Origin of the sequence: Mycobacterium sp. E2327, assembly GCF_001672675.1 — a bacterium.
In the GTDB taxonomy this organism is placed as follows: Bacteria; Actinomycetota; Actinomycetes; order Mycobacteriales; family Mycobacteriaceae; genus Mycobacterium.
Genome location: NZ_LZKE01000012.1, coordinates 45,921 through 72,864 on the forward strand (window position 1 = coordinate 45,921; position 26,944 = coordinate 72,864).

Genomic DNA, 26,944 nt, shown 5'->3' on the forward strand with positions numbered 1-26,944 from the left:
AAAAATCCATGCAAAGTCAACTAGACAGATTGACCGACGCCCTCCGGGCTGCCCTTATCGAGAATGAGGATTTGAGGCAACTTCGGGCGCGTGCGTTGGAGCCGGTGGCGGTGGTGGGGATGGCGTGCCGGTTCCCGGGCGGGGTAGATTCGCCGGCGGCGTTGTGGGATCTGGTGGCCAGTGGCACCGACGCGATCGGCGGGTTCCCGGCCGACCGCGGCTGGAACCTGGCGGAGTTGTTCGACCCCGACCCCGATGCGGTGGGCAAGACCTACACCCGCGCCGGCGGGTTTTTGGCAGAGGCGGCCGAATTCGACGCGGAGTTCTTCGGGATCTCGCCGCGCGAGGCCGTGGCGATGGATCCTCAACAGAGGCTGCTACTCGAAGTGTGCTGGGAAGCCCTGGAAAACGCCCGCATCAACCCGGCCGCGATGGCGGGCTCGGAGACCGGGGTGTTCGTCGGAACATGGCCCCAGGAATATGGCGTTGGCGGTTCCGACGGCGCAGAGGGTTACGCCCTGACCGGATTGTCCGCCAGTGTGGCGTCCGGACGTGTCGCTTATGAATTGGGTTTGCAGGGCCCGGCCATCACCGTCGACACGGCCTGCTCGTCCTCGCTGGTTGCTGCGCATTTGGCGTGCCAATCCCTGCGCAACAACGAATCCAGTCTGGCGCTGGCCGGTGGCGTCACGGTGATGAGCACGCCATCGATCTTCACCGAGTTCGCCCGCCAACACGGATTAGCCGTTGATGGACGCTGTAAAGCGTTCTCCGCCGACGCCGACGGCACGGGGTTCGGTGAAGGGGCCGCGGTGCTGGTGCTGGAACGGCTCAGCGACGCGCAGCGCAACCACCACCCGGTGTTGGCGGTCATCGCCGGCTCCGCGATTAACCAAGACGGCGCCTCCAACGGGTTGACCGCCCCCAACGGGCCCGCACAACAACGCGTCATCACCCAAGCCGTCGCCAACGCCGGCATCCGCCTCGACCAGGTAGACGTCATCGAAGCCCACGGAACGGGCACCACCCTGGGCGACCCGATCGAGGCCGGCGCACTGATCGCAACCTACGGCGCCGTCCGCAGCGCAGAGCACCCCGTACGGCTGGGATCGATTAAATCGAACATCGGCCACACCCAAGCCGCAGCCGGCGCCGCTGGCATTATCAAAATGGTCGAAGCCCTTAACCACGACACCATCCCCCGCACGCTCAACGCCAACCCCCCCAACCCCCACATCGACTGGTCCGCCGGCACCGTCCAACTCCTCACAGAACCGGTGCCCTGGCCGCGCACCGACCACCCCCGCACTGCCGCGGTTTCCTCCTTCGGCATCAGTGGCACCAACGCACATCTGATCCTGCAACAAGCCCCCACACCGCCCCCCGAAACCGCGACCGGGCACGCTCGCGACGATGTCGAGTTCGCGCTGCCAGGAATGGCACTGTGGCCGATATCCGCGCGCACCCCCACCGCGTTATGCGCACAGGCCGACCGACTGCACCAACACCTGACCCGCCACCCCGACCTCGACCTCACCGATGTCGCCTACAGCCTGGCCACAACCCGCACCCACCACCCCTACCGGGCAGTGATTACCGCACAATCCCACAGCCACAATCCCCGCCAAGACCTGCTGGAGGCCCTAGATGCGTTGGCCGCAGATTTGCCTCACGCTCGGTTGACCCGCCACCACAGTCCTGCCCACAAGTCGCTCGGCAGAACCGTTTTCGTGTTGCCCGGCCAGGGATCCCAATACCCCGGCATGGGCGTTGACCTTTACCGCCATCACCGTACTTTCGCGAGCACTGTCGACGAGATATGTGAGGCTTTCGACGCCCACCTGGATGTTTCGCTGCGCGAGGTTATGTTCGCTGAGCCGGACAGTGCTGTTGGCGAGCTCGTCCACCAGACCGCCTATACACAGCCGGTGGTCTTCGCGATGGGCGTGGCCATGCATGACGTGTTCGTCGAAGCCGGCATCACCCCCGACTATCTGTTAGGACATTCCATCGGAGAACTCACCGCCGCGTATATCGCCGGTGTGTTCTCCCTTGCCGACGCCGCTGTGTTGGTGACCGCCCGTGGTCGGCTGATGCAAGCTTGTCCGCCCGGCGCGATGCTGGCCATCCAAGCCACGGAGAGCGACGTGCAGACCCTGCTCAAGAATCACCCCAAGATAGCTATCGCTGCCGTCAACGGGCCCACCGCTGTTGTCGTCTCCGGGGATCCCGACGAGCTCGAGCCACTACGCGACCACTGCGCCGCGCGTGGGCTGCGAGTCCGCTCCTTGTCGGTCAGCCACGCCTTCCATTCGTCGCTGATGGACACAGCCTTACCCGAGTTTGAGGCCATCGCCGCCGGGCTGACTTTCGCCTCGCCCTCGGTGCCGATCCTCTCCAACCTCACCGGACAACCCGCGACATCCGAACAGCTCACTTCCAGCCGCTACTGGACCAAACACCTGCGGGAGCCGGTCCGCTTCCATGACTGTGTTGCTTGGCTGCTCAGACAGGGTGAGCACGCTTTTGTCGAGCTTTCGGCGCACCCGGTACTCGCCCCAGCGATCACCGACACCGTGGCCCAGGCCGTCGGGCGGACCCAGTCAACGGTGATCACCACCTTGCACCGTAACCGGCCCAACCAAGAGAGCCTGGCCACCGCCCTGGCGCAGCTACACAACCACGGCCACACCCCGGCGTGGTCAGCCCTTTATCCCGACGCCCACACTGTGCCGCTGCCCACCTATCCCTTCGAGCATCGCCGCTACTGGCTGGCCCCTGCCCCCGCCGCCGAACTCAGCGGCCCTCCTGACGGTGCGCTGTGGAAAGCAGTCGACGATGACGCGGTAGACACGGTCGCGGAGCTGTTGGGGCTAACCGATGCGGAGAGCGGGGCATCACTGGCAGCTGTTGTGCGCGCCTTGCGTGCGTGGCGCAGCGATCTCGGCGTGCGGTCGGCGGCGAACAAGTTGCGCTACCGAATCGAATGGCGAGCAATTGCCCCGAATACGTTCCCGCCGACCCGTCGTCGTTGGCTGGCTTTGACCTCCCCCGACCAAGCGGATGATCCATGGATCACCGGGTTGACAGCACGCTACGCGGGTGCCCTACAGGTGCTGACTGTCGATCCGAGTTCACTCGAAAGAAACTCGTTGTCCGACGCTTTGACGAGCGCTGCTGCGCGGGCTCATTGTGACGGCATTGTTTCCTTCCTGGCGACCGATGAGCGCGTGCGCCAAGCTTCTGGGGAATCGGTCGGTTTGTCTGCGACTCTTCTTGTCGCACAAGCTCATTGCGATTCCGGTCTCGATATACCTTTGTGGGTTGTCACCCGGGGCGCCGCTTCTGTATCCACCGAGGACGGTCCCGCGAGTCCGAGTCAGTCCGCTGTATGGGGGCTGGGACAGTCCGTATGTCTTGAGAACCCCGATCAGTGGGGCGGTCTGATCGATCTTCCGCTCAGCGCGACACCGACCGGTATCGAGCACCTGCACGCGATCCTGACTTGCCCGCAAGTGGAAGACCAGCTCGCAATACGCCGGAGCGGTGTGAGCGCGCGTCGCTTGGTCGAGTCGCCGTTGCCGTCGGAGCGTCTGGAACGGGCACATAGCTGGAAACCATCGGGAACGGCTGTAGTCACCGGTGCAACGGGGCGCTTGGGCAAGCACGTGGTCGGCTGGCTGGCCGAAGCGGGCGCGAAACACCTTGTCCTGCTGACCCGCAACGCCGCTGAGCATCCTCAGTCGGTCGAACTGGAAAAGGAACTCCGCGCACGCGGGGCGACCATGACAGCGGTGTCTGTCGATGTGACGGATCGGTCGGCTTTGGCGGCTGTTCTTGCCGACATCCGCAGTACACACGGACCGATTCGGACCGTCGTTCACGCGGCGGCAGCAATCGGATGGGGCACCATATCCGACACAACTGCTGAAGAATTCGGCAATACTTATGCCGCGAAGGCGGCAGGGGCCAACAACCTCGTAGAACTGCTCGACGACGAACCGCCGGATACCTTCATCTTGTTCTCCTCCGCAGCAGCGACCTGGGGCGGCATCCAACAAGGCGCGTATGCGGCCGCCAACGCCCATATCGATGCGCTAGCAACTCGATTGCGCAGCAACGGATGCTCGGTGGTGGCGGCGGCCTTTGGGCTTTGGGCAAACGAGACGTGCAACATGCCACCCGAGATCCTCGACTATTTCCGACGAATCGGAATCAACCAAATCCCGCCTAATGCGGCGCTGGCCGGGCTGCAACAGGCCATCGAGGTAAACGACACACTTATCACAATCGCTGACGTGTCGTGGGAGCGGTTGCTACCCGCGTTCACCGCTCGTCGCTCACACCCCCTGCTCGCCGAGTTGGCAGCGCGCGCGGATGCCACCGAGACGACGAACGGCACCACATTGATCGCGAGCGCATCCCGACTTCGGGAAATGCTGGCCGGTCAAACCCCCGAACAACAACTTCAAATCTTGACTACGATGGTGGCCAGCGCCACCGCCACGGTCTTAGCCCACCCGGACCGGGACGCCCTCGATCCCGACCACCCGTTCAAAGACCTCGGCATCGACTCACTGACCGCACTAGAACTACGCAACACCCTCAACCAACGCACCGGCCTAACCCTGCCCGCAACCCTGCCCTTCGACCACTCCACCCCCGCAACGCTGGCTACCCACCTAGCTAACCTACTAACCGACGCAGCTGCACCCACGGTCCCGGCGGCTGAGGTCAGTACGCGCAGCGATGTGCCGGTAGACAATACGCTCACACATGTAGATCAAGCAGTATTTCGCGCGACGCGCGCGATTAACGACACGCTGACTCAGGTTACTTGGATATATGACCGTGGTGTCGATCTTGATGGGTTACGGCGCTTTCACCGCAACCTTGGATGCGGGTTGTTGGGACGCAGGATCGAACGCTCCCCGATAGCGTTCGCGCGTGATCACTGGGTCATGGCACAGGCGTCCGAGGACATTGATATCACCGCAACGCCGCGGCGGCGCGCCGAAGTGAGCGCCTGGGCCGACGAACGAACGCGCCTGCCCATTGATCCGGAGTTGGGTCCCGGCTGGCATCTTGGGGTGCTTCCCCTCGAGGACGGCGGGGCCGCGGTAAGTCTGGTCGTTTCGCATACGGTCGTCGACGGGGTCGGGTTGGGCCAGGCGATCGCCGATGCCGCCGAGGGCAGGACGCACAATCTGGGCTATCCGCCTGCGGGATCGCGCGCCCTCGGGCGGGCGTTGCGTGAGGATCTTCGGCAAACCGTCAAAGACCTGCCCGACATAGCGCACGCGTTGGTCGCCGTGGCTCGAAAAGCCTGGCCCGACCGCAAAGAATTCGCATCGTCGATGAAAGCGGCGCCACCGCCCCCGAGGTCAGCCAGCAGCAATCAGGCAGTGCAGGTGCCCACCCTGACCGCATACATCGACCTGGCGGAATGGGATGCTCGCGCGAAAAGCCTCGGCGCAAGCAGTAACTCGCTTGTAGCAGGAGTCGCGTGCAGACTCGCGGTGAGGGTGGGGCGCGTTCACGACGACGGAACAGTCTCCCTACGATTTCCCGTGTCGCTACGGACCCAAGGCGATACCCGCGGCAATGCGCTCACGGTGGTCGACGTCACGGTTGACCCGACGCACGCGGCGACGGACCTCGGCGAGACGCATGTCAAGATCACGCAAGCAATCCTCGCAGCGATGAACAGCCCAGACGATGAGTTTTTGGCGACATTCCCACTGGCGGTGATGATACCGAGGTGGGTGAACAGGAGGCTGGCAGGGATGGCGGCGGGTGGTGCCAGCCTTCCGGTTACTGTCTCCAACCTCGGTGACCTGCCGCCGGCGGCGAACCGGCCCGACGGCACCGATGCCGATTATGTGAACATGAGAGGCCTCGAGCCCGATATCAAGAAAAGCACACTTGAGCACATAGGTGGGCAACTGTTTGTCGGTTCGGGGCGCGGCCGCGGGAAGATCTTTATCAGAATCTCCGCCTATGTTCTCGGTCGGTCAAATACTCAAGATGAGCTGCGGGAGATCATATCGCGTACCTTCGCCGAATTCGATCTGACCGCAGAGATCGATTGCTAACCTCGGTTTTTTCGCATAGCTTGGCTAGGGTCGGGCGCCGGTCAGAGTCCCGGCGTTGTCGGCTAAAGGCAGCTAGCGTCCTTGTACCTGACCCGGGTTCGACAGATCTCGCGCCGCATAACCAAGGAACTGCGCTTCATCAGTTGTTCTGATCAAGGGAAAGGGTCGGGTCCAGCAGACCTAGACCGGTAATTTCGAGGCTAACCGACTTCCGTTGTCCGACGGCACCGAGCACGAAAAGGATATCGCCTAACGGTGCGCCCAACCAGAACCGCCAGAACCGCGCGCGGAAGAATTGCCAGACATAGCTACCGTCGCCCGCCGACCAATACGCTGCGATCCAAAGCATGTAATACGTCACCCGCTTCCAACGCGCAACAACCATCTCGAGATTCATCTGCATGATTTCGAGGCCCCACGCCCGGTACCGCCATTCCAGCTCGTACTTACTCTGGAACTCAAAGAACGCCCGCATTTCGGCGTTAGTGACGAGGTATTCGTCGAAGACAAGGACGGATCCTTCGATAAAGCGGTCCTTACAGGTTTCTAGCGCATGCAGGCAACTCTCATAGGTATCCAAATCCATGTGGAAAAGCCTTATCGGGACGGCTGGTCGGTCGGCCAGGAACGGGGCCAGCGTCTCGTAGGTGCTTCCCTTGATGAACTGGACCTTGCGGCCGAGCGCCGCAGGTATCCCGTCGTGCAGGCTCACACCAGTATCACGCATAGCACGTTGCGCTAGCGGTTCTGATAGTGCAAAGGTTCCACGCTTGAAGACGATCTGGTCGTCGACTTGCCAGTCTTCAACAAGGCCCTCGAAGGTATCGAAGCCGTACACTTGGCGGCCAGAAGCATCAGACATCAACCTAGTCGACCAGCCGAGCCAGACGCCTAGATCAAGAAGTAGTTCATCGGAATCCTGGTGGCTTGATCTTACGAGTCGCGATGCCTCCCACAACAGCGGGTGGCGTCGAATCTTACATCCACGAATGTCCGCGAGCGTGCGACTAATAAATGCGCGATATGCGTCGTCATATACCTTCGTGTCCCGAGCATACAAGCACGGAATGTAGCGGTCGCGATCCCGATAAGCGAGACGCGCACAGAGGAGTAACAGTAGGAGCACGCCAAAAACGACGAGGAGTACCGGCGCGAAATAACATGCCGTAGCCAGCAGAAGCGCGATGCCGACGAGAATCGCTTTCCATACTCGATGAAGGTTCGTCCGATCCACGTCTGGTCTTTCCACTCTCGGACGATCGACTACGCTCACCGGTTGACCTCCAGGTTCTTGCCCAGGCTCGGTCCTTCTGGGCCGGCATCGCGCCTGAGCCTGCCGACGCTGAAACGTCGATTTGATGCGCCCCACAATTCCGCGGACCTCCGCGTTCCCAGGACAGTCATTGGTGATCTCCGGGTTCCCACCTCGAACAGGACAACCTTCAGGCTGCCCTCCGTCGGCTCGTTGACAGCCCAACGAGCCAGCGGCTCCCGAGCCGACGGTGATGACGTAATGATTCGCCAACATACCCAATCTATTGAACAGGTGTGTGATAATTCCCCGACTCGAAGGACACATCCTCTTCTTCCTAAGTTGGTGACCTTGCGCCGAGCCGACAGCGTTAGACCTTTCGAAGCGGTGCAGAGCCAACGCGCGGAACAGACGCGGTTTCGCCCGGACATCGAGGGCCTGCGTGCCGTGGCGGTGGCGGCAGTTGTCCTCTTCCATGCTGGCCTGCCTGGGGTGACTGGTGGATACGTCGGCGTCGACGTGTTCTTCGTTATCTCGGGCTTCCTGATCACCGGGCTGCTTTGGCGCGAGGTGAACTCCGCCGGCAGGGTGAAGCTGAGCCGCTTCTACGGAGCCCGAGCTCGCAGGCTGCTACCGGCCTCGGCTGTGGTCGGAGTGGTCACCGCGGTCGGCTCGGCGGCGCTCTTGCCCCCATTGCAGGCGCACAGCGTCCTCGACGACGGTATCTACAGCGCTTTGTATGTCAGCAATTACCGGTTCGCTCACGACGGTGTCGACTACTTCGCCCCGGTGCTGCCGCCGTCGCCGTTCCAGCACTATTGGTCGTTGGGCGTCGAGGAGCAGTTCTACCTGATATGGCCGGCGTTGATCATCGGCACGACATGGCTCGTCCGGCTGGTACGCTGGCGTACCAAGGCCTACACCCCCGCCAAGCAAACCACCTATCTGGTGGTCCTCACTCTGGTCGCAGCACTGTCCTTCGCGCTATCGCTGGTCGCCACCTTCGTGGCGCCTGCCGTGGCGTTCTTCTCATTACCCACTAGAGCCTGGCAGCTGGCCGCAGGAGGGCTCGTTGCCCTCACCGTTGGCCACTGGCGCCGATTCCCGCCACGAGCTGCCGCGATCGTCGGGTGGGCAGGGCTGGGGATAGTCCTGTTGGCCTGCACCCTCTTGAGCGGGGGCACACCCTATCCGGGTACCGCCGCTCTGGTACCCGTGGTGGGCGCGATGCTGGTGATCGGGGCCGGCTGCGCCGGACCCGTCCAGGGATGCGGCCGCCTGCTCGGAACGGCGCCGATGCGCGCGATCGGCCGGATCTCCTACTCGTGGTACCTGTGGCACTGGCCGGTGCTGCTGCTCGCAGCGCCACTGCTGGGACATCCGCTGGGGCTAGTCGAGAGGCTGGCGACCGCACTCATCTCAGGCGGCCTCGCAATGCTCACATTGCGGTGCATAGAGAATCCCCTGCGGTTCGCCGCCCCGATACGCCGCTCCGCCCTCGCCAGTCTCGCGCTAGGCGGTATCGCCACCGCGGTCGCGGTCTGTGTGGGCTTGGCGCTGATGGACTGGGTGCCTAGCCCGGTTGGCCGCGGCGCGCCAGCCAAGCCGCTGAGCATCACGGTGTCGCCTCCTCCCGCGGGCTCCACCATCGACGCCTACGACGCGGCCGTGCAGGACGCGTTCGCGCAAGCGCAGGCCGCGGTCGCGGCGTCCGCGAACCTGAAGGCCGTACCGTCGAATCTCGATCCCCCGCTTGCCCAGGCTGCCGCCGAGTTCAGGTCTGTATTCCTCAGTGGCTGCCTACGCAATGTCGGGGAAGTCGGACAGCCCGAATGCGCAACGGGCGATACCGCCTCGCTGACGACGGTGGCGCTGCTCGGTGACTCGCATGCCACGATGTGGACCCCGGCGTTCCAGCAGATCGCCGAGCAACGGCACTGGCGGCTGGAGACCCTGGCCAAGGGGGCGTGCCCACCGATGAGCACACCTATCACCAACTTCCTCGGTCACCTGTTGGAACGCGTTCAACGCTGCGAGCAGTGGCGCGGTGAGATCATGGCCCGGTTGCGCGCCGAGCATCCGCGACTCGTCGTGGTGAGCATGTACCGCGGCTACGGCGGCGGCCAGGGCTACCTGCCCAAGTCATACGACCAGGCATGGTCCGACGGCCTGACCCGACTCGTGCAGCAATTGCGCGGCATCGGCGCCGCCGTGCTGGTACTCGGACCAACACCGCAGCCGAGCACGGTGGTGCCGATCTGCCTGTCCGACCACCTCGACGACGCGACGGCCTGCTCGCTGTCGCGGTCGATGGCAGTGAACCAAGCCGGCATTGCAGCGGAGCGCGCCGCCACCAAAGCCGGCGGCGCACAATATGCCGACCTCACTGAGCTTTTCTGCACAATTGACCGCTGCCCGGTCATCGTCGGAAACACCATCGTGTACTTCGACAGGAATCACCTGACGAATGAACACGCGCGGGCTCTCGCGCCCGCGATGGGGGCGCTAATCGACCGAACGCTCGCCCCAAGTTGACAGCTGCCGGGCGTTGGTGTCGCAGTCCCCCATATGATCCACTCGAACCGCACTCCGAATCGGAAGGCCTCGGAATTTGTCAAGATCCGTACTCATCAGTGGCGGAGCCGGATTCATTGGGTCTGCGCTCGCGCGCCGTCTCGTCCAAGCCGGCTATGAAGTCGCTGTCATGGACATCCTGCACCCGCAGGTGCACGGCGGGCATGCAGCGATCGACCTGCCGCCACCCGTGCGGTTGTTCACCGGTGATGTGACCCATGCGCCCGACTGGGACGCCGTGCTGCGGCTGTTCCGACCGTCCCAGATCGTCCATTTGGCGGCCGAGACCGGAACGGCGCAGTCGCTTTCCGAGGCAACTCGCCATGGTGCGGTGAACGTCGTGGGAACGACCCAACTTCTCGACGCCCTGAGCCGCTCAGCACACGCGCCCGAGCAGTTCGTCCTGGCGTCGTCACGAGCCGTCTACGGCGAGGGCGCCTGGCAATGCGGCTCTCAGATCTTCTACCCGCGGCCTCGCGGCCACGCTCAGCTGGCGGCCGGTATCTGGGATCCGCGGGGGCCCACAGACGATCCTGCGGTGCCGCTGCCAAGCTGTGCGGGCCGAACGGAGCCCCGGCCGACCAACATTTACGCAGCGACCAAGCTGGCCCAAGAGCACATCCTGGCCGCCTGGGCGGCCGCCCATGACACCCAGCTCAGCGTGCTGCGGCTGCAGAATGTCTACGGACCGGGCCAGTCGCTGACAAATTCATATACCGGCATAGTCGCTCTTTTCGCACGATTGGCGCGGCAGCAGCAGGCGCTGGAGATCTACGAAGACGGACGGATCGTGCGCGACTTCGTCTATATAGAGGATGTCGTCGAGGCTCTGTTCGCCGCGATCGAGAGACCTGCGACCGGAGCACGCTACGCCGACATCGGCTCGGGTATCCCGACGACCATCCACGAGCTGGGCCGCACGATAGCCGCCATCTGCGATGGCCCCGAACCTGTCGTCGTGGCGAAATTCCGCGACGGTGACGTGCGTGCCGCCCGGTGCGACATCGAGCTGGCAAAGAAGGATCTCGACTGGCGGCCAAAGTGGGCGCTCAAGGACGGTCTGGGTGCCTTGCTTGACTGGATCGGCGAGCAGCCCGAATTAGCTTCCGGGCCAAGCGATCACAGGCCAGTGACGGCCCTGGTGGAGTAGAACGCGGTCTGCGGCCGCCATGAAACTGTTGGCGGGCGCGGATCATTCTGTGGTCCGGTGGGGCTGGACTGAGCCAACCCGGTTGAGGCGGGCGAAATCTTCCACACAATCGGCAGCGGCAGCGACGCCTTCAGCGGGTTTGTTCATCCGCGTGGCGATCTCGCGAGCCCGGGTGAGGTATTGCGGCGCCAGGATCGTGCGCAGGTCCGCGAGAAGCGATTTCTCGGTAGTGGCCGAAAAGCGCCGGGCGGTACCCACTTTCAGCCGTTTGACCGCGGCTCCCCGGTGGGTTAGTTGATCAGGCAACGTCCAGAGGATCAACTGGGGAACTCCGGCCCGCAGGCCCGCGGCCGTGGTGCCCGCGCCACCGTGATGCACGACTGCGCGGCAGGCCGGAAAAATCGTCGCGAAATTAATCGCGCCCACCACCTTGACGTGGTCGAAATGGGGGACGCCGGCGAAGTCACTCCAGCCAGCACCCACCAACGCGCGTTCGCCCAACTGTGCGCAGACCTTGCCGATCACAGCGAGCATCTCGGCGGGAGATCCGACCGGCATACTGCCAAACCCCAAGTAGATCGGCGGTGTTCCCGCGGCGATCCATGACGCGACCTCCTCATCGGCATCCGTCGGCGACTCCATCGTCAGCGTGCCGACAAACGGCCGCTGGGCATTCCACCTCGCCCATTCCGCCACAAGTCCGGGAAAACACACCTCGTCATAAGCCTGGATTTCCAGCGAACCGCGTTCGGTGATTCGCCGCGGCACGGAGCCCGCTGCCTTCGGCAGGCCGAGTTCGCGGCGCTGCGCGTCCTCGACCTCTTTCATCGAGCGCCAAGACAACCACCAGAACACCTTCGCTGCCGAGCGGCCCCATGACGCCGGCAGAAATGACATGAGCTGGCCGTTGGGGCGCAGCGGGAAGTAATGCAGCGTGGCTAACGGAATGTTGTACAGCTCCGCGACGTTGGCGGCGGACCCCTCGAAGTTCATGCCGGTAAATAACAGGTCGGCCCCAGCAGCCAGCGATGTCAGCGTTGTGCTCATGTCTCGCCAGCACTGCACAATGGTTCCGTTGACCTCGCGTCTCAATCTTGTCAGTTTCCGGATCCTCCAGGGGTTGTCGAAGTAGCACGTCCAGTAGTCGCGCACAACATCCATGACGGGTTGCGAATCCGGTCCGCAGGCGACTGCCGCGGGCCCGGCCGACTCAGCAAAGCCAACTTGATCGGGCGGGACGGCCATCTGCACGTCGTGCCCGCGGCGCAGGAGCTCGCGGCCGACAGCGACACAGGGCTCGATATCGCCGCGACTTCCCCAGTTTGCCAGCACAATTTTCATCGCGGATCTTCGCCTTTCACTTCCATGTGGCTCTGCGGAATGAAGCGGCAGCCCCCGCGTCCTTGGCTCAACCGCCGAGCAGCATAACCCGACATCCAGGCGCCATAGAACTGAAAGCCGGAAATTTTGGGCGGATTGTCAATCACACGTGGCACCGTGGTGGGACAGCCCCCAGACCGGTGATCGGGAGGGTTGCGAGCGTGCGCTCGGCCTGGATTGGAACATTTGTCGACCGCGGATCACCGGGGATCGCTGCCGCCCCTCATGGGCGGTTTCTGGCGCTTACCCGTTTGTGGCCTGGTTTGGCGTTCTTCCTGGTCCCCACTGCGCTGCCGGTGTGGAGTCGGGTCAAGAGTCTGTACAAATCCAAAAAGTTAGTTAGACGGATGTGTGATAATTCCTCGACTCAAAGAACGCGTTGCTCTATCAGGTAGGTGACCTTGCGCCAGGCCGACAGCGTCAGCACTGGCGAAAGGGTGCAGGATCGGCGCCCGGCGCAGACGCAATTTCGCCCGGACATCGAGGGCTTGCGCGCCGTCGCGGTCGTGGCCGTGGTCCTATTTCACGCAGGTGTGCCCGGTATGGGTGGTGGGTTCGTCGGCGTGGACGTGTTTTTCGTCATCTCCGGCTTTCTGATTACCGGCCTCCTCTGGCGCGAGGTAAGCACCTCAGGCACCGTGCGGCTTAGCCGGTTCTATGGGGCCCGGGCGCGCCGACTGCTGCCGGCTTCGGCCGCGGTAGGCATCGTCACCATGACCGCCTCGGCTGTCCTGTTACCCCCATTGCAGGTCCGGGATGTCATTGGCGATGGCATCGCTAGCGCACTGTATGCCCCCAACATGTGGTTCGTGGTTCAGGCCACCGACTACTTTTTTAACGACCAGACCGCGTCGCCGTTCCAGCACTACTGGTCTCTGGGTGTGGAGGAGCAGTTCTACCTGGCATGGCCACCCATGATCATCGGCACGGCGTGGCTCATCCGGCTCGTGCGACGGCGCACCGCGGAGCATGGCGCACCGTCGAAGTCCCCATACCTTGTGGTCCTGATCTTGGTCGCGCTGGTGTCGTTTGCGGCGGCGCTTGCGGTGACCCGCATCTGGCCTGCTGCTGCGTTCTTCCTCATGCCCACTCGGGCCTGGCAGCTGGCTGCGGGCGGCCTGGTGGCGCTGACGGCAGGCCACTGGCGCCGAGCACCGGCACCGCTGGCCGCGATAACGGGATGGCTAGGTCTGGGGGCGGTCCTACTGACCTGCATCCGATTGGGCACGAACACGCCGTATCCGGGTACCGCCGCGCTGCTGCCCGTGGTCGGCACCGCGCTGGTAATCGGCGCCGGCTGTGCCACGCCTGCCCAGGGAGTCGGGCGTGTGCTGGCATTGCCGCCGATGCGGACCGTCGGGCGAGTGTCGTACTCGTGGTATCTGTGGCACTGGCCGGTGCTGGTGCTCGCAGCGCCATTGTTAGGTCACCAGCTGGGGCTGGCCGTCAGGCTGGCAACGGTCGTCATCTCTGGTGGGCTAGCCGTGCTGACACTGCGCTTCATCGAGAACCCACTACGATTCTCCCCTTCCATACGCCGGTCGGCCGGCCGCAGTCTCGCAGTCGGCGGTGCCGCAACGGCGGTCGCGGCCTGCGTGGGCGTGGCGCTGCTGGTATGGATGCCCTTACCGGCCGGCCACGGTCCAGCGGCTCCAACACTGACCGTCACTGCGGGGCTTCCCCCCACGGGCGCCAATATCGATGCCTACGATGCGGCGGTGCGGCACGCGTTCGCCCAAGTGCAGGCCGCGGTCGCTGCATCAGCCGACCTGAAACTCGTACCGTCAAACGTCAATCCACCGCTCGCCGACGTGGCAGATGAAGGAAAGGCGATGGCGCCGACGGGCTGCATGCGCATTTATTACCAAGTGGGGCAGCCGGAGTGTGCGACGGGCGATACCACATCGACAACGACGGTGGCCCTGGTCGGCGACTCGGGCGCCGCGATGTGGAGCCAATCGCTGGAGCAGGTCGCCAAACAGCGACAGTGGCGGCTGGAGACCCTCACCAAGATGGGCTGCCCAATGCTGAACCTACGCCTCTTCAGTTACCGTCTACAGCGCGAATACACCGAGTGTGAGCAGTGGAGCGCTCAGATCATCGACCGGCTACGGGTCGAACACCCGCGACTCGTCGTGTTCAGCGTCACGCGCCTCTACGGACTCGCCGGCGAAGGCGTCTGGGCATACAGCCCGGCGTGGATCGACACCCTGACCCGCCTCGTGCAGCAGTTACGCGGAAGTGGTGCGCAGGTGCTGGTGCTCGGACCCATCCCGGACCCGCACTCCGTGGTGCCAGTCTGCCTGTCCGGCCACCTCGATGACGCGCTGGCCTGTTCGCCACGACGCTCGACGGCGGTCAACGACCCCGGCATTGCGGCTGAGTCCGCCGCCGCCCGTGCCGGCGACGGACAATACGCCGACCTCACCGAACTGTTCTGTACCGCCGACCGCTGCCCAGTCATCGTGGGTAACGCGCTGGTGTACCTGGACCGGAATCACCTGACGTTGGAATACTCCCGGCTGTTAGCACCAGTGATCGGCGCGCTGGCCGACCGCGCGCTTGCGCACGATTGAGATGCTGCAGTTGTTCTCTTGCCGCCGCTGCGGGTAGTCGTAGTGATCCGCGGTCCCCGGCGAGGAACCGGAGGCGTCGGCTAGCCAACCCGGTTAAGGCGCGCGAAATTCTCTACGACGTCGGCGGCGGTCGCAACGCTATCGGCGGGTTTGGTCATCCGGGTGGCGAGCTCGCGGGCGGCGGTGCGGCACTGCGGCGCGAGGACGGTGCGCAGGTCCGCGACCAACGACTTCTCCGTGGTCGCCGAAAAGCGCCGCCCAGTACCGACTTTCAGTCGTTTAACCCGCGCTCCCCAGAGCCCCTGATCGGGCAACGTCCAGAGGATTAACGTCGGCAGCCCCGCACGCAGGCCCGCGTTCGTGGTGCCGCAGCCGCCGTGGTGCACGAAAGCCCGGCAGGCGGGCAAGGCCGTCGCGTAGTTCATCACGCCGACCACCTTGACGTGCTCGCGGTGGGGGACATTGCTGTAGTCAGACCCGGCGGCGCAGATCAACGCCCGCTCGCCTAGCTGCGCGCAGGCCGAGCTGATCATGGCCAGCGTATCGGCAGCGGACTCCACTCCTACGCTGCCAAATCCGAAGCAGATCGGCGGCGTTCCCGCGGCGATCCACGACTCGACTTCCACATCGGTGTCCGTCGGCAACTCCATCGTCAACGCGCCGACAAATGGCCTTCTGGGCGGCCGCCGCCCATTCCATTTCGCCCATTCGGCTGCCAGGCCCGGGTAGCACACCTCGTCGTACGCCTGAATTTCCAGCGATCCGCGTTCGGTGATTCGACGCGGCCAGGGCCGTGTCGCCTCGGGCAAACCGAGTTCGCGGCGCTGCGCATCCTCGACCTTCTTCCCTCCGCGCCAGGCCACCCAGTCGAGCGCCCTTGTCGCGGAGCGGGCCAACGGCGCCGGCAGGACCGGCAGGAGCCGGCCGTTGGCTCGCAGCGGGAAGATATGCAGCGTGGCGAACGGAATGTCGCAGTACTCCGCGGCGTTGAGCGCGTCGTCCTCGAAATTCATGCCGGTGAGCAGCAGGTCGGCTCCGTCGGCCAGCGACGTCAGCGTCTTGCTGACCTCCTCTCGGCACTGGGTGAGAGGCGCCGAATATTCAGCCGACAACCTGCGGAGCTCCCTGACCCTCCAAGGATTCGTGAACAGACCCGCCCAGAAATCGCGATGCGGGTCCAAAACTGCCTTCAATTCCGGGCCGTAGGCCACCGCCGTAGCACCGGCCGCCTCGGTGAAGCTCACCATCTCAGGCGCGACGGCCATGTGCACGTCATGCCCGCGGCGCACCAGCTCGCGGCCGACGGTAACGTAGGGCTCGACTTCGCCGCGAGTTCCCCAGTTTGCCAGCACGAACTTCATCGCAGGTCCTAGCCTTTCACGTGCGCGTTCTTTGGAATGGAAGTGGCTGAGCGCGTCCCCGGCTGGGCCGCCCAGCAGCATAACCCGGTTCCCGTGCTACCGAACCGGGAGCCGGAAGTTGCAGGCAAACGGCCGACCACGGCGGACCGTCGCGGGAAGCCCCGGACCATCCGTTGCTGCGCTGCGACGCCGGAATCTCGTCACCTGCGCATTTTCGTCCGCGGACCATCTGCGATCGCGACCGTCGCTTTAAGTTCGGCTGACGGTCGGCAGATGCCGCTTCGACTGTTCGGAGTTGATCACAACGAGGTGCGCGCTGCTCGCAGCAGGCAACTGACTCGATGCGGGTGGGGATCTGCCCCTGACCGCCGGTGATGTCCACCAGTGGTTGGCAGTCGCGGTATCGACGCGGCTTGCTCGACACATGTGTGATAATGCCTCGACTCGAACAACGCGTCCTCTTACTAGGTAGGTGATCGTGCGCCAGGCCGACAGCGTCAGCCCTACCGAAGAAGTACAGCGCCCACACCCGCCGCACAAGGAATTCCGGCCCGACATCGAAGGGTTGCGTGCCGTCGCGGTGATAGCCGTTGTGCTGTTTCACGCCGACATACCCGGCGTAGGTGGCGGATTCGTCGGCGTGGACGTTTTCTTCGTCATCTCGGGCTTCCTCATCACTGGGCTGCTCTGGCGCGAGGTGAGCAGCACCGGCACCGTCGGCTTGCGCCGCTTCTACGGGGGGCGGGCCCGCCGACTGCTGCCGGCGTCGGCCGTGGTTGGAATCTTCATCATGCTCGGCTCGACTGCGCTGTCACCCGTACTGCAGTCGCGAAGCGTCGTCGGTGACGGTATCGCCAGCGCTCTGTACGTCAGCAACTACCGGTTCATTCTGCAAGGCGTCGACTATCTGGCCGCCGATATGCCGCCGTCGCCGTTCCAGCACTACTGGTCATTGGGTGTCGAGGAGCAGTTCTACCTGGTGTGGCCCGCATTGATCATCGCGACGGCGTGGCTCGTCCGGCGTGTGCGTCGGCGCACGATGGCCCAGATCGCCTCCTCGGAGCGCCCGTATCTGGTGCTCCTGGCGCTGGTCGCGTCCGTATCGTTTGCTCTGTCACTGGTATTCACTCGCGTAGTGCCACCCGTGGCATTCTTTTCGCTGCCCACCCGGGCTTGGGAGTTGGCCCTCGGCGGCCTGGTGTTCCTCACCGCCGGCCAGTGGCGCCGACTCCCGCGACTGCGCGCCGCGATCGTGGGCTGGGCCGGGTTGGTGGTGATCCTGCTGGCCTGCACGCGGCTGAGCGCGGCCACACCCTATCCAGGTACCGCCGCGCTGTTGCCCGTGCTGGGCACGGCGCTGGTCATCGGGGCGGGCTGTGCCACGCCGGCTCAGGGAGTCGGGCGCGTCCTGGCAGTGTGGCCGATGCGCGCGATCGGCCGGGTGTCTTACTCCTGGTATCTGTGGCACTGGCCGTTGCTGCTGGTGGCACCCGCGTCAGCGACCGGCCATTCCCTACCGCTAGCGCTGACCGCGGTCCTGCTCTCCCTTGGGCTGGCCGTGCTCACAGTGCGTTTCATCGAAAACCCGCTGCGCTTCGCCGCCCCGCTGCGGCGGTCGGCCAACCGCAGTCTCGCGCTTGGCGGTGCCGCAACCGCGCTAGCGGTCTGTGTGGGCGTGACACTGCTTGTATGGATGCCTGTCCCGGTCGGCCGCGGTCCGGCGGCTCCGACGCTAAGCATCACTGCGGCGCCTCCCCCCACCGGTTCCGCCATTGACGCCTACGACGCGGCGGTGCAGCACGCGTTCGCGCAGGTGCAAGGCGCGGTCGCGGCATCCGTCGAGCTGAAAGCTGTACCGTCGAACCTGAACCCGCCGCTTGCCAGCGTCGCGCGCGAGCTTAGGACCATCTTCCTCGGCGGCTGCATGCGCAAGCCTCTTGAAGTCGGACAGCCCGAATGCGCGACCGGCGACACCGCCTCGACCACCACGGTGGCCCTGGTCGGCGACTCGACGGCTGCGATGTGGAATCCTGCGTTCCAGGAGATCGCCGCACAGCGGCACTGGCGACTCGAGACCCTAGCCAGGGCCGCCTGCCCAATGCTTGACCTGCCCACCATCAACCTCGTCGCTAACCGGGAGTACACCGAGTGTGATCAGTGGCGCGGTCAGATCGCCGCACGGTTACAGGCCGAGCACCCGCGGCTCGTCGTGCTCAGCATGACGCGGCGGTACGGTGCCGGTAACTTGCGGACGGGTCTCACGTCATACAATTCGGCGTGGATCGACAGCCTGAACCGCCTGGTAAAGCAGCTTCGCGGCACCGGCGCGCAAGTGCTGGTCCTCGGGCCGATCCCTGATCCACAGTCAGTGGTGCCGGACTGCCTGTCCGTCCACCTCGAGGACGCGAGCACCTGCTCGCCGCCAAGTTCGAAGGCGGTGAACCAACCCGGCATCACAGCCGAGACCGCCGCCACCAAAGCCGGCGGTGGACAATACGCCGACCTCACCGAGCTTTTCTGCACCGCCGATCGCTGCCCGGTCATCGTGGGCAACACCCTGGTCTACATGGACAAGACTCACGTAACGCTCAAATACTCCAGCCTGCTGGCACCGGTGATGGGGGCGCTGGCCGACCGCGCGCTCGCGTCCCCCTGACATGCGGATTGTTGGCACAGCACCTGAAGACTGCCCCACAGCCACACTGCCAACCTTCCAGGGGCTTCGCCTTACTGCTGATCTCCTAGTTGTTTGAGGTACCAAGGGTTCGCCCGCGCCCACTCGATGGTGCGGCGGATCCCTTCCTCGACATCGACCTCCAGGCGCCACCCCAGCTCTCGCTGCGCCTTTGTCGAGTCCGGGATACGACGAGGGATGTCCTCGTAGCGGCCGCCGTAGCGCGCTGCGGTGTCAACAGCCTCGGCTCCGGACACCCCGTCGACATTCGCGATCTTGATCGCCAACTCGACGGCGTCGCGCACAGTCGTCTCGGTCATGCTGCCGATGTTGAAGGCCTCCCCGATCGCCGCGCTGCTATCGGCCGCGAGCAAGGTGCCGGCGACGGCGTCGTCGACGTAGGTGAAGCACCGGGTTTGGTTACCCGAGTCGTAGAGCAACGGTTGGCGGCCATTGAGAATGCGATGAACGGTCTGCGAAATAACGAATATTGGGTTCTGCCGTGGGCCGTAAACGTTGAAATAGCGAACTACCGTCACCGGCAGTTCGTAGGCGCTGTGCATCGCGAAGACAAGGTGCTCGGCCATGGCCTTGCTGGTGCTGTAGCTCCACCGCGCCGTCTTGGTCGAACCGAGCAGGCGATCGTCGTCCTCGGCGAAGGGCGGGTTCGGGTTTTTCCCGAACACCTCAGACGTGCTGGCGAACACCACGCGTGTTCCGTGCCGCCGGCTCAATTCCAGCACGTTGCGGGTGCCCGTCACGTTGACGTCGAGGACCCGAAGCGGATCCTTCATATAATTCTTGACACCGACAACTGCGGCCAGGTGGAACACTTTGTCGACACCGGGCGTCAGGGCTTCTTCGAGTGCGGTCAGATCAGTGACGTCGCCTTGCACGAACCGGAAGTTGACATGCCGGTCGAAGTCGATGCTCGTGTCGCGGGTGTTCTTTGCGTAGTCGAACACTGTCACCGAGTCGCCACGGTCCAGCAATGTGGAGACCAAATGCGATCCGATCAAGCCGTAGCCGCCCGTCACGACGACGTTGGACATATTTGCTCTTTCATTGATCCATACGTATACGTTCGCTTTCGCCTACCGGACCTTATCGGCCAATGCCCTTGTATACGAAGCCGGCGGCGCGCACTGCCGCAGGGTCGAAGCTGTTGCGTCCATCGAGGAACACGCACCGTGGTGCCACCAGGTCCGCGAGCCTCGCCAGCGGGATCTGGTGGAATTCCCGATGCCCCGCCAGGACCACCAAGGCGTCCGCATCCTTGACCGCAGACTCAATGTCGGGGGTGAGCGGAATCTTCGTCACTGCGTGGGCCTCCTCGTCCGGCACCCACGGATCATGGACCGAGAGCTGGCAGCCGGACTCCTCGAGCAAGGCGATGACGTATTTCGTCGGCGTGAGTCTGCAGTCGCCGGTGTTGTTCTTGAACGCGATGCCCAAAACCGCGATCTTGCTGGTCTCGATCGCCTTGCTCTGATCGACGAGGAGCTGTGTGAGCAGCCCGTAGGTGTAGGCGGGCATCGTGTCGTTGACGGTCCTCGACGTCCGCGGAATCGCCAGGTCCAGCCCGACGGACTCGCCCAGATGGTTGACGAACCATGGATCCTTGGTCAGGCAGTACCCGCCGACGCCCATGCTCGGCCTCAAGATATTCGCATCGCGGCCGCCCTTCGGCATCGTGTTGGCCGCCTCGATTACCTGAAGGGCGTCCATCTCTAGCCGATCGCATACCTTGGCCAATTCGTTCGCAAGCGCGACATTGAGATCGACCCAAAGGTTGTCGGCAAGCTTTACCATCTCGGCGGTCCGCGGATCGTCGACGACGACGGAGTCCACCCCCAAGGCATGTCGCCACAGTGTGGAGCAGGCGCGGGCGCTGCGCTCCTCGACGGCACCAACCACGACCGGAATCGATGTCAGTTCATGGATGGCTTGGCCCTCGGCGAGGCGCTCAGGGCAAAACGCCAATCCGAAGTCGACCCCGGCCCGCAGCCCTGACGTCTCTTCAAGGATCGGGAGAACGAGCTTTTCGGTGGTGTCGGGTGGGACCGTGCTCTTGAGGATGACGAGGTGGCCGGCGTGCAGGTGCTCACCCACGGCCCGCGCCGCCGCCTTGATGTCGTCGACGATGGGCTCGAAGTCGGGACCAAGCGGCGTACCGACGGTCACGATGATGAAGTCATTGTCGGCGACCGCCCCGAAATCGGTCGTGGCGCGCAGCCGACCGACTCGTACGTTGTCGGCCACCAGCTCGCCAAGCCCCGGCTCGGGCACGGTGGTCTTGCCCAGGTTGATCTCGTCAACGACGTTCTGCCTGACATCGATCCCGGTCACCGGCCAGCCTCGATCCGCCAGCACGGCACCAATTACCGTACCGATGTAGCCGAAGCCCACAACTGCGATGCCCGACCGCATGCCACGGACCAGTAGATCGATTTCGGCGTCGCTGCGCCCGAACACGCCTACAGCCATCGCGGAACCCAGCCCTTCGGTCCCCCGTGCGCGTTTGGTATGGAAGGGGCCTCCCGCCCCTAGCTAACCGTCCGGCAGTCTAATCCAACAGCCGTACAATAGACCACAAATCCAGACGTTTGGGCACGCACCGCAGTTGGCTTGAGACCGCGCGGTAGGCTTGAAAGATCCCAGCGCAACACTGATAGGGTCGCTTACATGGGCCTGTTCGTGCGCGAATCTGGTCCGGTTGGGGCGCCCACAATCGTCTTCCTTCACGGCGCGTATACCAGCGGCTGGTTCTGGGAGCCGGTGGTGGAGCGCATGCAGCAATACCGCTGTCTGGTCCCAGATCTGCCCCACTACGGCAAGAGCTTCGAGCAGGGACCCTTCGAGATGGGCCGAGCCGCCACTGCGGTGGCCGACCTGATCCGCTCCCGGGCAGACACTGGCCGGGCGCACGTGGTGGGCTTATCGCTCGGGGCCCAGGTGGGGGTGCAGTTGCTGGCGACGGAGCCAAAACTCGTGGATCATGCGGTGCTGTGCGGGACAGCCCTCAACAGGGTGCCTTTTGTACAGTTGACGCGGCGCCTGTTGGCACTGCCCGCGCGGACTTCGATGTATCGCTGGATGGTGCGGCGCTACCGGAATGCCTGGCAGGCCACGGTTGCCCCGGCCCATATCGATTTCTATCGCGAGGATGTACGTCTTATCACCAGCGGACAGCTCGCCGACGTCACGATGGCGGCCGCGGGGTTTACGCTTCCCGAGGGACTCGACAAAGCGGATTCCCCCACATTGTTCGTTACCGGCGCCAAGGAGCTGCCGGTCGTGCGGCGCTGGGCTGCAGCGCTCGCGCAGCAAATGCCCAACGGCGTCGACAGGGTCGCAATCGGCATGCCCCATGACTGGCCCACGCGCGATCCCGACCTCTTCTCGCGCACCGTCGACGGCTGGCTCACCGACAGCGCCCTGCCGCCCGAGATCGCACCGCCGCACACGGTTCGACGCTGATCGACGCGGCACGCCGTGTTGTGTCCGATGCGCCACCACGCGGACGTATTAGCGCTCAGGACGGCCGACGGAGTTCGAGACCCGCAGCGCGATAGATCGCGTCGATCACGGTCATGTTCTCGATCGCGCCCTGCGGCGTCGTCTTCACCGGCTCCCCGCGCAGCACCGCCCCGGCGAAAGCGTCGAGCTGATACGCGTAGGTTGGGCGCCGCGGGAAGCGCTCCACACGCTTTCCGTCGACCGAGTGGATCGAGATCCGAGGCAGAAGGTGCGGTGCCGCCGGGCTGAGGTACCGCAGCTGGCCGCGGTCGCCAACCACCTTGGCGCTCGCCCGAAACAGCTCCGATGACCACAGCGCGCAGTGCAGCCGGCCCGTGTGCCCGCTCGGAAACCGCAACTCGGCCGTCATGACCCGATCCACCTGAGGACCGTCCAGTCTCGCCCGTGCCGAAACGACTTCGGGGGTCGAACCGCCAAACGTACGAATCATGTCAACCGTATAAACGCCGACATCCATCACCGCGCCCCCGGCCAAGGAGTAGTCGTAGACGTTGGCATTGGAGCGCTTCGGCAATAACACGCAGAGGGCGACCTCCACCCGCTCCAGCTTGCCCAGTTCCCCTGAAGCAATGATCTGTTCAACCCGCTGAGTCAACGGATGGAAACGGTACTGGAGCGCCTCCATCACGACCCGGTCCGACTCGGCGGCCAGTTCGGCCACCTCGCGGGCCTCGGCCGCATTGGCAGTGAACGGCTTTTCACAAAGCACGTGTTTGCCCGCGGCGAGCGTGGCTCGGGTCCACCTGCCGTGGACGCTCGTCGGCAGCAGGTTGTATACCGCATCCAGGTCTGGATCGGCGATCAGCTCTTCGTAGCCGTCATGCACCCGGGCGACGCCATGCTTGGCGGCAAAGGCTCGGGCGCGGGACACATCGCGGGAGGCCACCGCCGCCACGACGACCTCAGCGTTTCCCTTTGCCGGGTTGATGAACGTCGTTGGCGCCCAGCGCGAAGCGCCCAGGATGCCGATCCGCACGGGTGCGTTACGTCCAGACACGGACCCCGACGCTAGCACTTGACCCGGGTCGCTCGGGGAGATCGAGCAAAACCCGGGCGGTGCCGTTACCGGGCGAAGAGCGTCCTAATGGTTTTCACTACTTGCGCCACAGCACAGCGATCCCGTCTATATCAACGATTTCCGCGGATACGCTGTGCTTCTCACGGTAGTGCGTGACAGCTTGCCGACACGCCTTAAGCGCGTAGTCATCAATGATGCAGAAACCCCCGGGGGACAGTCGCGGGTATAGCGCGTCGAGCGCTTGTATCGTGGATTCGTAGAGGTCGCCATCAAGCCTCAACAAGGCGATGCGATCAATCGGAGCATTGGGCAGCGTGTCTTTGAACCAGCCAGGAAGAAAGCGGACCTGGTCATCTAGCAGCCCGTAGCGCTCGAAATTCGCCCTGACTTCCGATTCCGGTACCGCCAGCACGCCCGCATAGAGATCTGGCATAAACAATTTATCCGCTTTGTACTTTGCGGTGTCTGGGCGTGGCAGGCCCGCGAACGAATCGGCTAGCCACACGGATCGCGTCTCATCCCCATAGGCTGCTAGAACCGCGCGCATCAGGATGCAAGCGCCACCGCGCCACACTCCACATTCGACCAGATCGCCGGGGATGTCGTCGGCCAGTACCGTCTCAACGCAACGTTGCAGACTGGTGAGTCTATGCATCCCAATCATCGTCTCGGCTTCCGCGGGCCAGTCCAGGCCCAAGTCGCGCTTTCGTTCACCGAAGGGGCTTACACGCACGAACATAGGTGTGAGGGTGTTGTAGATTTTGACAAGGAGGCGTCGCCGCAGCGGCCACTCAGCAGGCATCCGCTCACGCATCCCATATCTGGTGAGGTTGCGACGGATCAGGTCGAGGTAAAGAGATCGGAAGTCGCGATCGGTCACGGTCAAAACTGCTCCTTCTCGATGCCTGTTCTCCCGCCGATGATTCAGGACGCTGCTGATGTAATGCCACTTGCGGGTCGGATTCTGATGTGGATGTTGAGTCTGAAATGGTGTCCCGCTGGAATGCGACGACTGATGTCTAGTGCGGGTGCTTGAGGGTGGGCAACTGCTGCTATTAGAGCGTTTAGAAAATAGCAAACAAGTGCTCTGGATGGCGGCGTGGGTGGGCGAATCTGAACGCGTGAGTCGAGGTGTTTCTGACCATGCGATAGAGATTTGCGTTCGATTAGCCCGCATCATCGTGTCCTGGATGCGTTGATTCTGCCGCTGCTGGCAGTGTCAGGTCCGACACGCCTTCAGCCGTCGCGGAACTGATGCCCTTCCGCTCGGCCGGAAGAGTGAGCGGTCCGTGCTAGCAGGTCATGCGAGACCGCTCCGCGATTGCCATGACCTTGGTCGTCGGCGCGCTGGTGCTGCCGCCACAGCAAGATTTTTGAACGGATCGGACGACGGCAACGCGATGCTAGGATCGCGATTCGCCCGGACCGGGCAAAGCGTTGGACATCATCCGCTGAGGAGCTCGATTGGCTGACGGCGAGCTGAGTGCGCGCGAGGCCGAACGCGTTGTGTGGGACGTGATCGTCGTCGGCACCGGCATGGGCGGTGGCATGCTGGGCTTGTCACTGGCCCGCGCCGGCCGACGGGTGCTGTTCGTCGAAAAGGGCCGCTCGACCCTGCCCGGCACGCCGGGAACGATTCGCGCCGCCATGCCCGAACTCGCCGAACCGGGCGCCGCCCGTTCGGCCGAAACGTATTACGACGCCCTGGCCCGGGCCGGACGCTCCACTGACGAGATCGAAGACATAAGCGGGCGGCGCCCGAAGCGGTTCGTGCCGTTCATCGGCAGCGGCACCGGCGGCTCCTCGGCCCTCTACGGCATGGTGTGCGAGCGATTCTTCGCCCAGGACTTCACCCCCCGGCAAAACTTCCGCGACCCCGGGGACTCCACCGTGCCCGAGGCCTGGCCGATCACCTACGACCAGCTGAGTCCCTGGTACGCCGAAGCCGAAAAGCTGCTGGGGGTGCGCGGCGAACCCGACCCCCTGCGCCCCGAGGCCGCCACCGTGGGTTTGCCTGCGGCCCCGCCGTTTTCGCCCGACAACCAGCCGCTGGTCAACTACCTGACCGGCCGTGGACTGCACCCCTACCACCTGCCGATGGCCTGCGAGTACACCGAGGGCTGCGCCACCTGCCAGACGTATCTCTGTCCCCGCTCGTGCAAGAACGACGCCGCTCGCAACGGCGTGCTGCCCGCGATCACCCAGCACGGCGCCCAGCTCCTGACCGAATGCCGGGTCGTGCGCCTGGAGGCGGACCGCAGCCGGGTGCGGCAGGTGATCGCCCAGCGTCGCTCCGACATGCTGGCGTTGAAAGGCGAGGTGGTGGTGCTGGCCGCCGGCGCGCTGGCCACCCCGCTGTTGTTGCTCAACTCCCGGTCCGGCGACTGGCCGCGAGGTTTGGCCAACGGCTCAGATGTATTGGGGCGCAACCTGATGCGCCACCTGCTCGAGCCGATCGAGATCTGGCCAAACCCGAAACGTACGATCACGACGCCGAACAAGGAGATCGGGCTGAACGACTTCTATTTCTCCGACGGCCAGAAGTACGGCACCGTGCAGTCGTTCGGTGAGATACCCCCGCTGGAGTGGCTGAGCAACCGCCCCGGCTGGCGAGGGAAGGCGCTGCGCGCGACCAGCCTTGCGGGACGCCGGATGTATCAGCGGTTCGTCACCGGCGGGCTGGTGCTGGCCGGGATCATGGAGGACCTGCCGTATCTGGACAACCGAGTCCTGCCACCCGATCGGCCCGGCGCGGACAATCGCCAGCGGCTGCGACTTCAGTACCGGTTACACCCCAGCGAGCTGGAGCGCCGCGCGACGTTTGTGCGGCAGCTCAAAGAGGTGTTGCAGCCGTTCCGCAATCTCACGCTGGGCACCGGCAAAGACAACACGAACCTGGGCCACGTCTGCGGCACCTGCCGCTTCGGTGCCGATCCGAAAACCAGCGTGCTGGACCCCCAGAATCGGGCGCACGAGGTGGACAACCTCTACGTGGTGGACACCTCGTTCTTCCCGTCCAGCGCCGGTTTGAACCCCAGCTTGACGGTCGCGGCGAACGCCTTGCGGGTGGCCGCGCACGTGAACCAGGCGCATTTCGCCACCTGACCAGATCGATCGACTCCGACTAAGTCTCGACGCGGCACCTTGTCTGAAGTGTCACCGGGCGAACGGATTTGGTGTTTAGGCCGGCTCGCGGAGCGAAAGGCCCGCAGCGCGATAGATCGCATCGATGACGGTCATGTTCTCGGCCGCGTCTTCCGGCGTCGTCTTCACTGGCTCGCCGCGCAGCACCGCGGCAGCAAAAGCGTCAAGCTGGTACGCATA

At 64.2% G+C, this 26,944-nt stretch carries 14 protein-coding genes and 1 pseudogene; 7 read left to right on the plus strand and 8 right to left on the minus strand.

What is annotated here, in order from left to right; all coding sequences use genetic code 11:
• Positions 1 to 29 precede the first annotated feature (29 nt).
• Positions 30 to 6,095 (plus strand): type I polyketide synthase, encoded by a 6,066-nt coding sequence (locus A5712_RS32385; protein WP_304528656.1) that lies wholly within the window; start codon positions 30 to 32, stop codon positions 6,093 to 6,095.
• A 139-nt stretch (positions 6,096 to 6,234) separates the two neighbouring features.
• Here A5712_RS32385 and A5712_RS01545 read toward each other — a convergent pair whose 3' ends face one another.
• Entirely contained in the window at positions 6,235 to 7,368 is a 1,134-nt protein-coding gene (locus A5712_RS01545) for a class I SAM-dependent methyltransferase (RefSeq protein ID WP_068100479.1), read from the minus strand.
• Positions 7,369 to 7,692: 324 nt separating this feature from the next.
• On the opposite strand from A5712_RS01545, the gene A5712_RS01550 reads away from it, so the two are divergent.
• The gene (locus tag A5712_RS01550; protein WP_068100481.1) at positions 7,693 to 9,882 is read left to right on the plus strand and encodes an acyltransferase family protein; all 2,190 of its coding nucleotides are present in this window, start codon (positions 7,693 to 7,695) and stop codon (positions 9,880 to 9,882) included.
• A gap of 76 nt (positions 9,883 to 9,958) precedes the next feature.
• On the plus strand, positions 9,959 to 11,071 hold the full coding sequence (locus tag A5712_RS01555; protein WP_068100486.1) for an NAD(P)-dependent oxidoreductase: 1,113 nt from the start codon (positions 9,959 to 9,961) through the stop codon (positions 11,069 to 11,071).
• A gap of 42 nt (positions 11,072 to 11,113) precedes the next feature.
• On the opposite strand, the gene A5712_RS01560 is transcribed toward A5712_RS01555, so the two are convergent.
• Positions 11,114 to 12,412 (minus strand): glycosyltransferase, encoded by a 1,299-nt coding sequence (locus A5712_RS01560; protein WP_068100490.1) that lies wholly within the window; start codon positions 12,410 to 12,412, stop codon positions 11,114 to 11,116.
• Between the two features lie 434 nt (positions 12,413 to 12,846).
• Between A5712_RS01560 and A5712_RS01565 the strand changes: the two genes are divergently transcribed.
• Complete coding sequence (locus A5712_RS01565; RefSeq protein ID WP_068100491.1) at positions 12,847 to 15,027, plus strand: acyltransferase family protein; 2,181 nt, start codon at positions 12,847 to 12,849, stop codon at positions 15,025 to 15,027.
• 80 nt (positions 15,028 to 15,107) lie between these two features.
• On the opposite strand, the gene A5712_RS01570 is transcribed toward A5712_RS01565, so the two are convergent.
• Positions 15,108 to 16,388: a glycosyltransferase gene (locus A5712_RS01570; protein ID WP_068100492.1), complete on the minus strand. Its 1,281-nt coding sequence runs from the start codon at positions 16,386 to 16,388 to the stop codon at positions 15,108 to 15,110.
• Positions 16,389 to 16,860: 472 nt separating this feature from the next.
• Here A5712_RS01570 and A5712_RS01575 point away from each other — a divergent pair, with 472 nt between their 5' ends.
• The gene (locus A5712_RS01575; RefSeq protein WP_068100494.1) at positions 16,861 to 19,044 is read left to right on the plus strand and encodes an acyltransferase family protein; all 2,184 of its coding nucleotides are present in this window, start codon (positions 16,861 to 16,863) and stop codon (positions 19,042 to 19,044) included.
• A 71-nt stretch (positions 19,045 to 19,115) separates the two neighbouring features.
• On the opposite strand, the gene A5712_RS01580 is transcribed toward A5712_RS01575, so the two are convergent.
• Together A5712_RS01580 and A5712_RS01585 are read right to left on the minus strand one after the other, a co-directional pair.
• The gene (locus A5712_RS01580) at positions 19,116 to 20,114 is read right to left on the minus strand and encodes an NAD(P)-dependent oxidoreductase (RefSeq protein WP_068100495.1); all 999 of its coding nucleotides are present in this window, start codon (positions 20,112 to 20,114) and stop codon (positions 19,116 to 19,118) included.
• A 52-nt stretch (positions 20,115 to 20,166) separates the two neighbouring features.
• On the minus strand, positions 20,167 to 21,471 hold the full coding sequence (locus A5712_RS01585) for a nucleotide sugar dehydrogenase (protein ID WP_231981907.1): 1,305 nt from the start codon (positions 21,469 to 21,471) through the stop codon (positions 20,167 to 20,169).
• A 276-nt stretch (positions 21,472 to 21,747) separates the two neighbouring features.
• Here A5712_RS01585 and A5712_RS01590 point away from each other — a divergent pair, with 276 nt between their 5' ends.
• Positions 21,748 to 22,542 carry an alpha/beta fold hydrolase gene (locus tag A5712_RS01590; RefSeq protein WP_068100496.1) on the plus strand — a complete coding sequence of 265 codons (795 nt, stop codon included), beginning with the start codon at positions 21,748 to 21,750 and terminating at the stop codon, positions 22,540 to 22,542.
• 55 nt (positions 22,543 to 22,597) lie between these two features.
• On the opposite strand, the gene A5712_RS01595 is transcribed toward A5712_RS01590, so the two are convergent.
• Together A5712_RS01595 and A5712_RS01600 are read right to left on the minus strand one after the other, a co-directional pair.
• Positions 22,598 to 23,578 carry a Gfo/Idh/MocA family protein gene (locus tag A5712_RS01595; protein WP_369830343.1) on the minus strand — a complete coding sequence of 327 codons (981 nt, stop codon included), beginning with the start codon at positions 23,576 to 23,578 and terminating at the stop codon, positions 22,598 to 22,600.
• Between the two features lie 118 nt (positions 23,579 to 23,696).
• A complete protein-coding gene (locus tag A5712_RS01600; protein WP_068100500.1) occupies positions 23,697 to 24,506 on the minus strand; it encodes a TylF/MycF/NovP-related O-methyltransferase in 810 nt (269 codons plus the stop codon).
• A 578-nt stretch (positions 24,507 to 25,084) separates the two neighbouring features.
• Here A5712_RS01600 and A5712_RS01605 point away from each other — a divergent pair.
• A complete protein-coding gene (locus tag A5712_RS01605; protein ID WP_068100501.1) occupies positions 25,085 to 26,725 on the plus strand; it encodes a GMC oxidoreductase in 1,641 nt (546 codons plus the stop codon).
• A gap of 75 nt (positions 26,726 to 26,800) precedes the next feature.
• On the opposite strand, the pseudogene A5712_RS29930 reads toward A5712_RS01605, so the two are convergent.
• Positions 26,801 to 26,944, minus strand: a pseudogene (locus A5712_RS29930) (gfo/Idh/MocA family oxidoreductase); the annotation flags it as partial.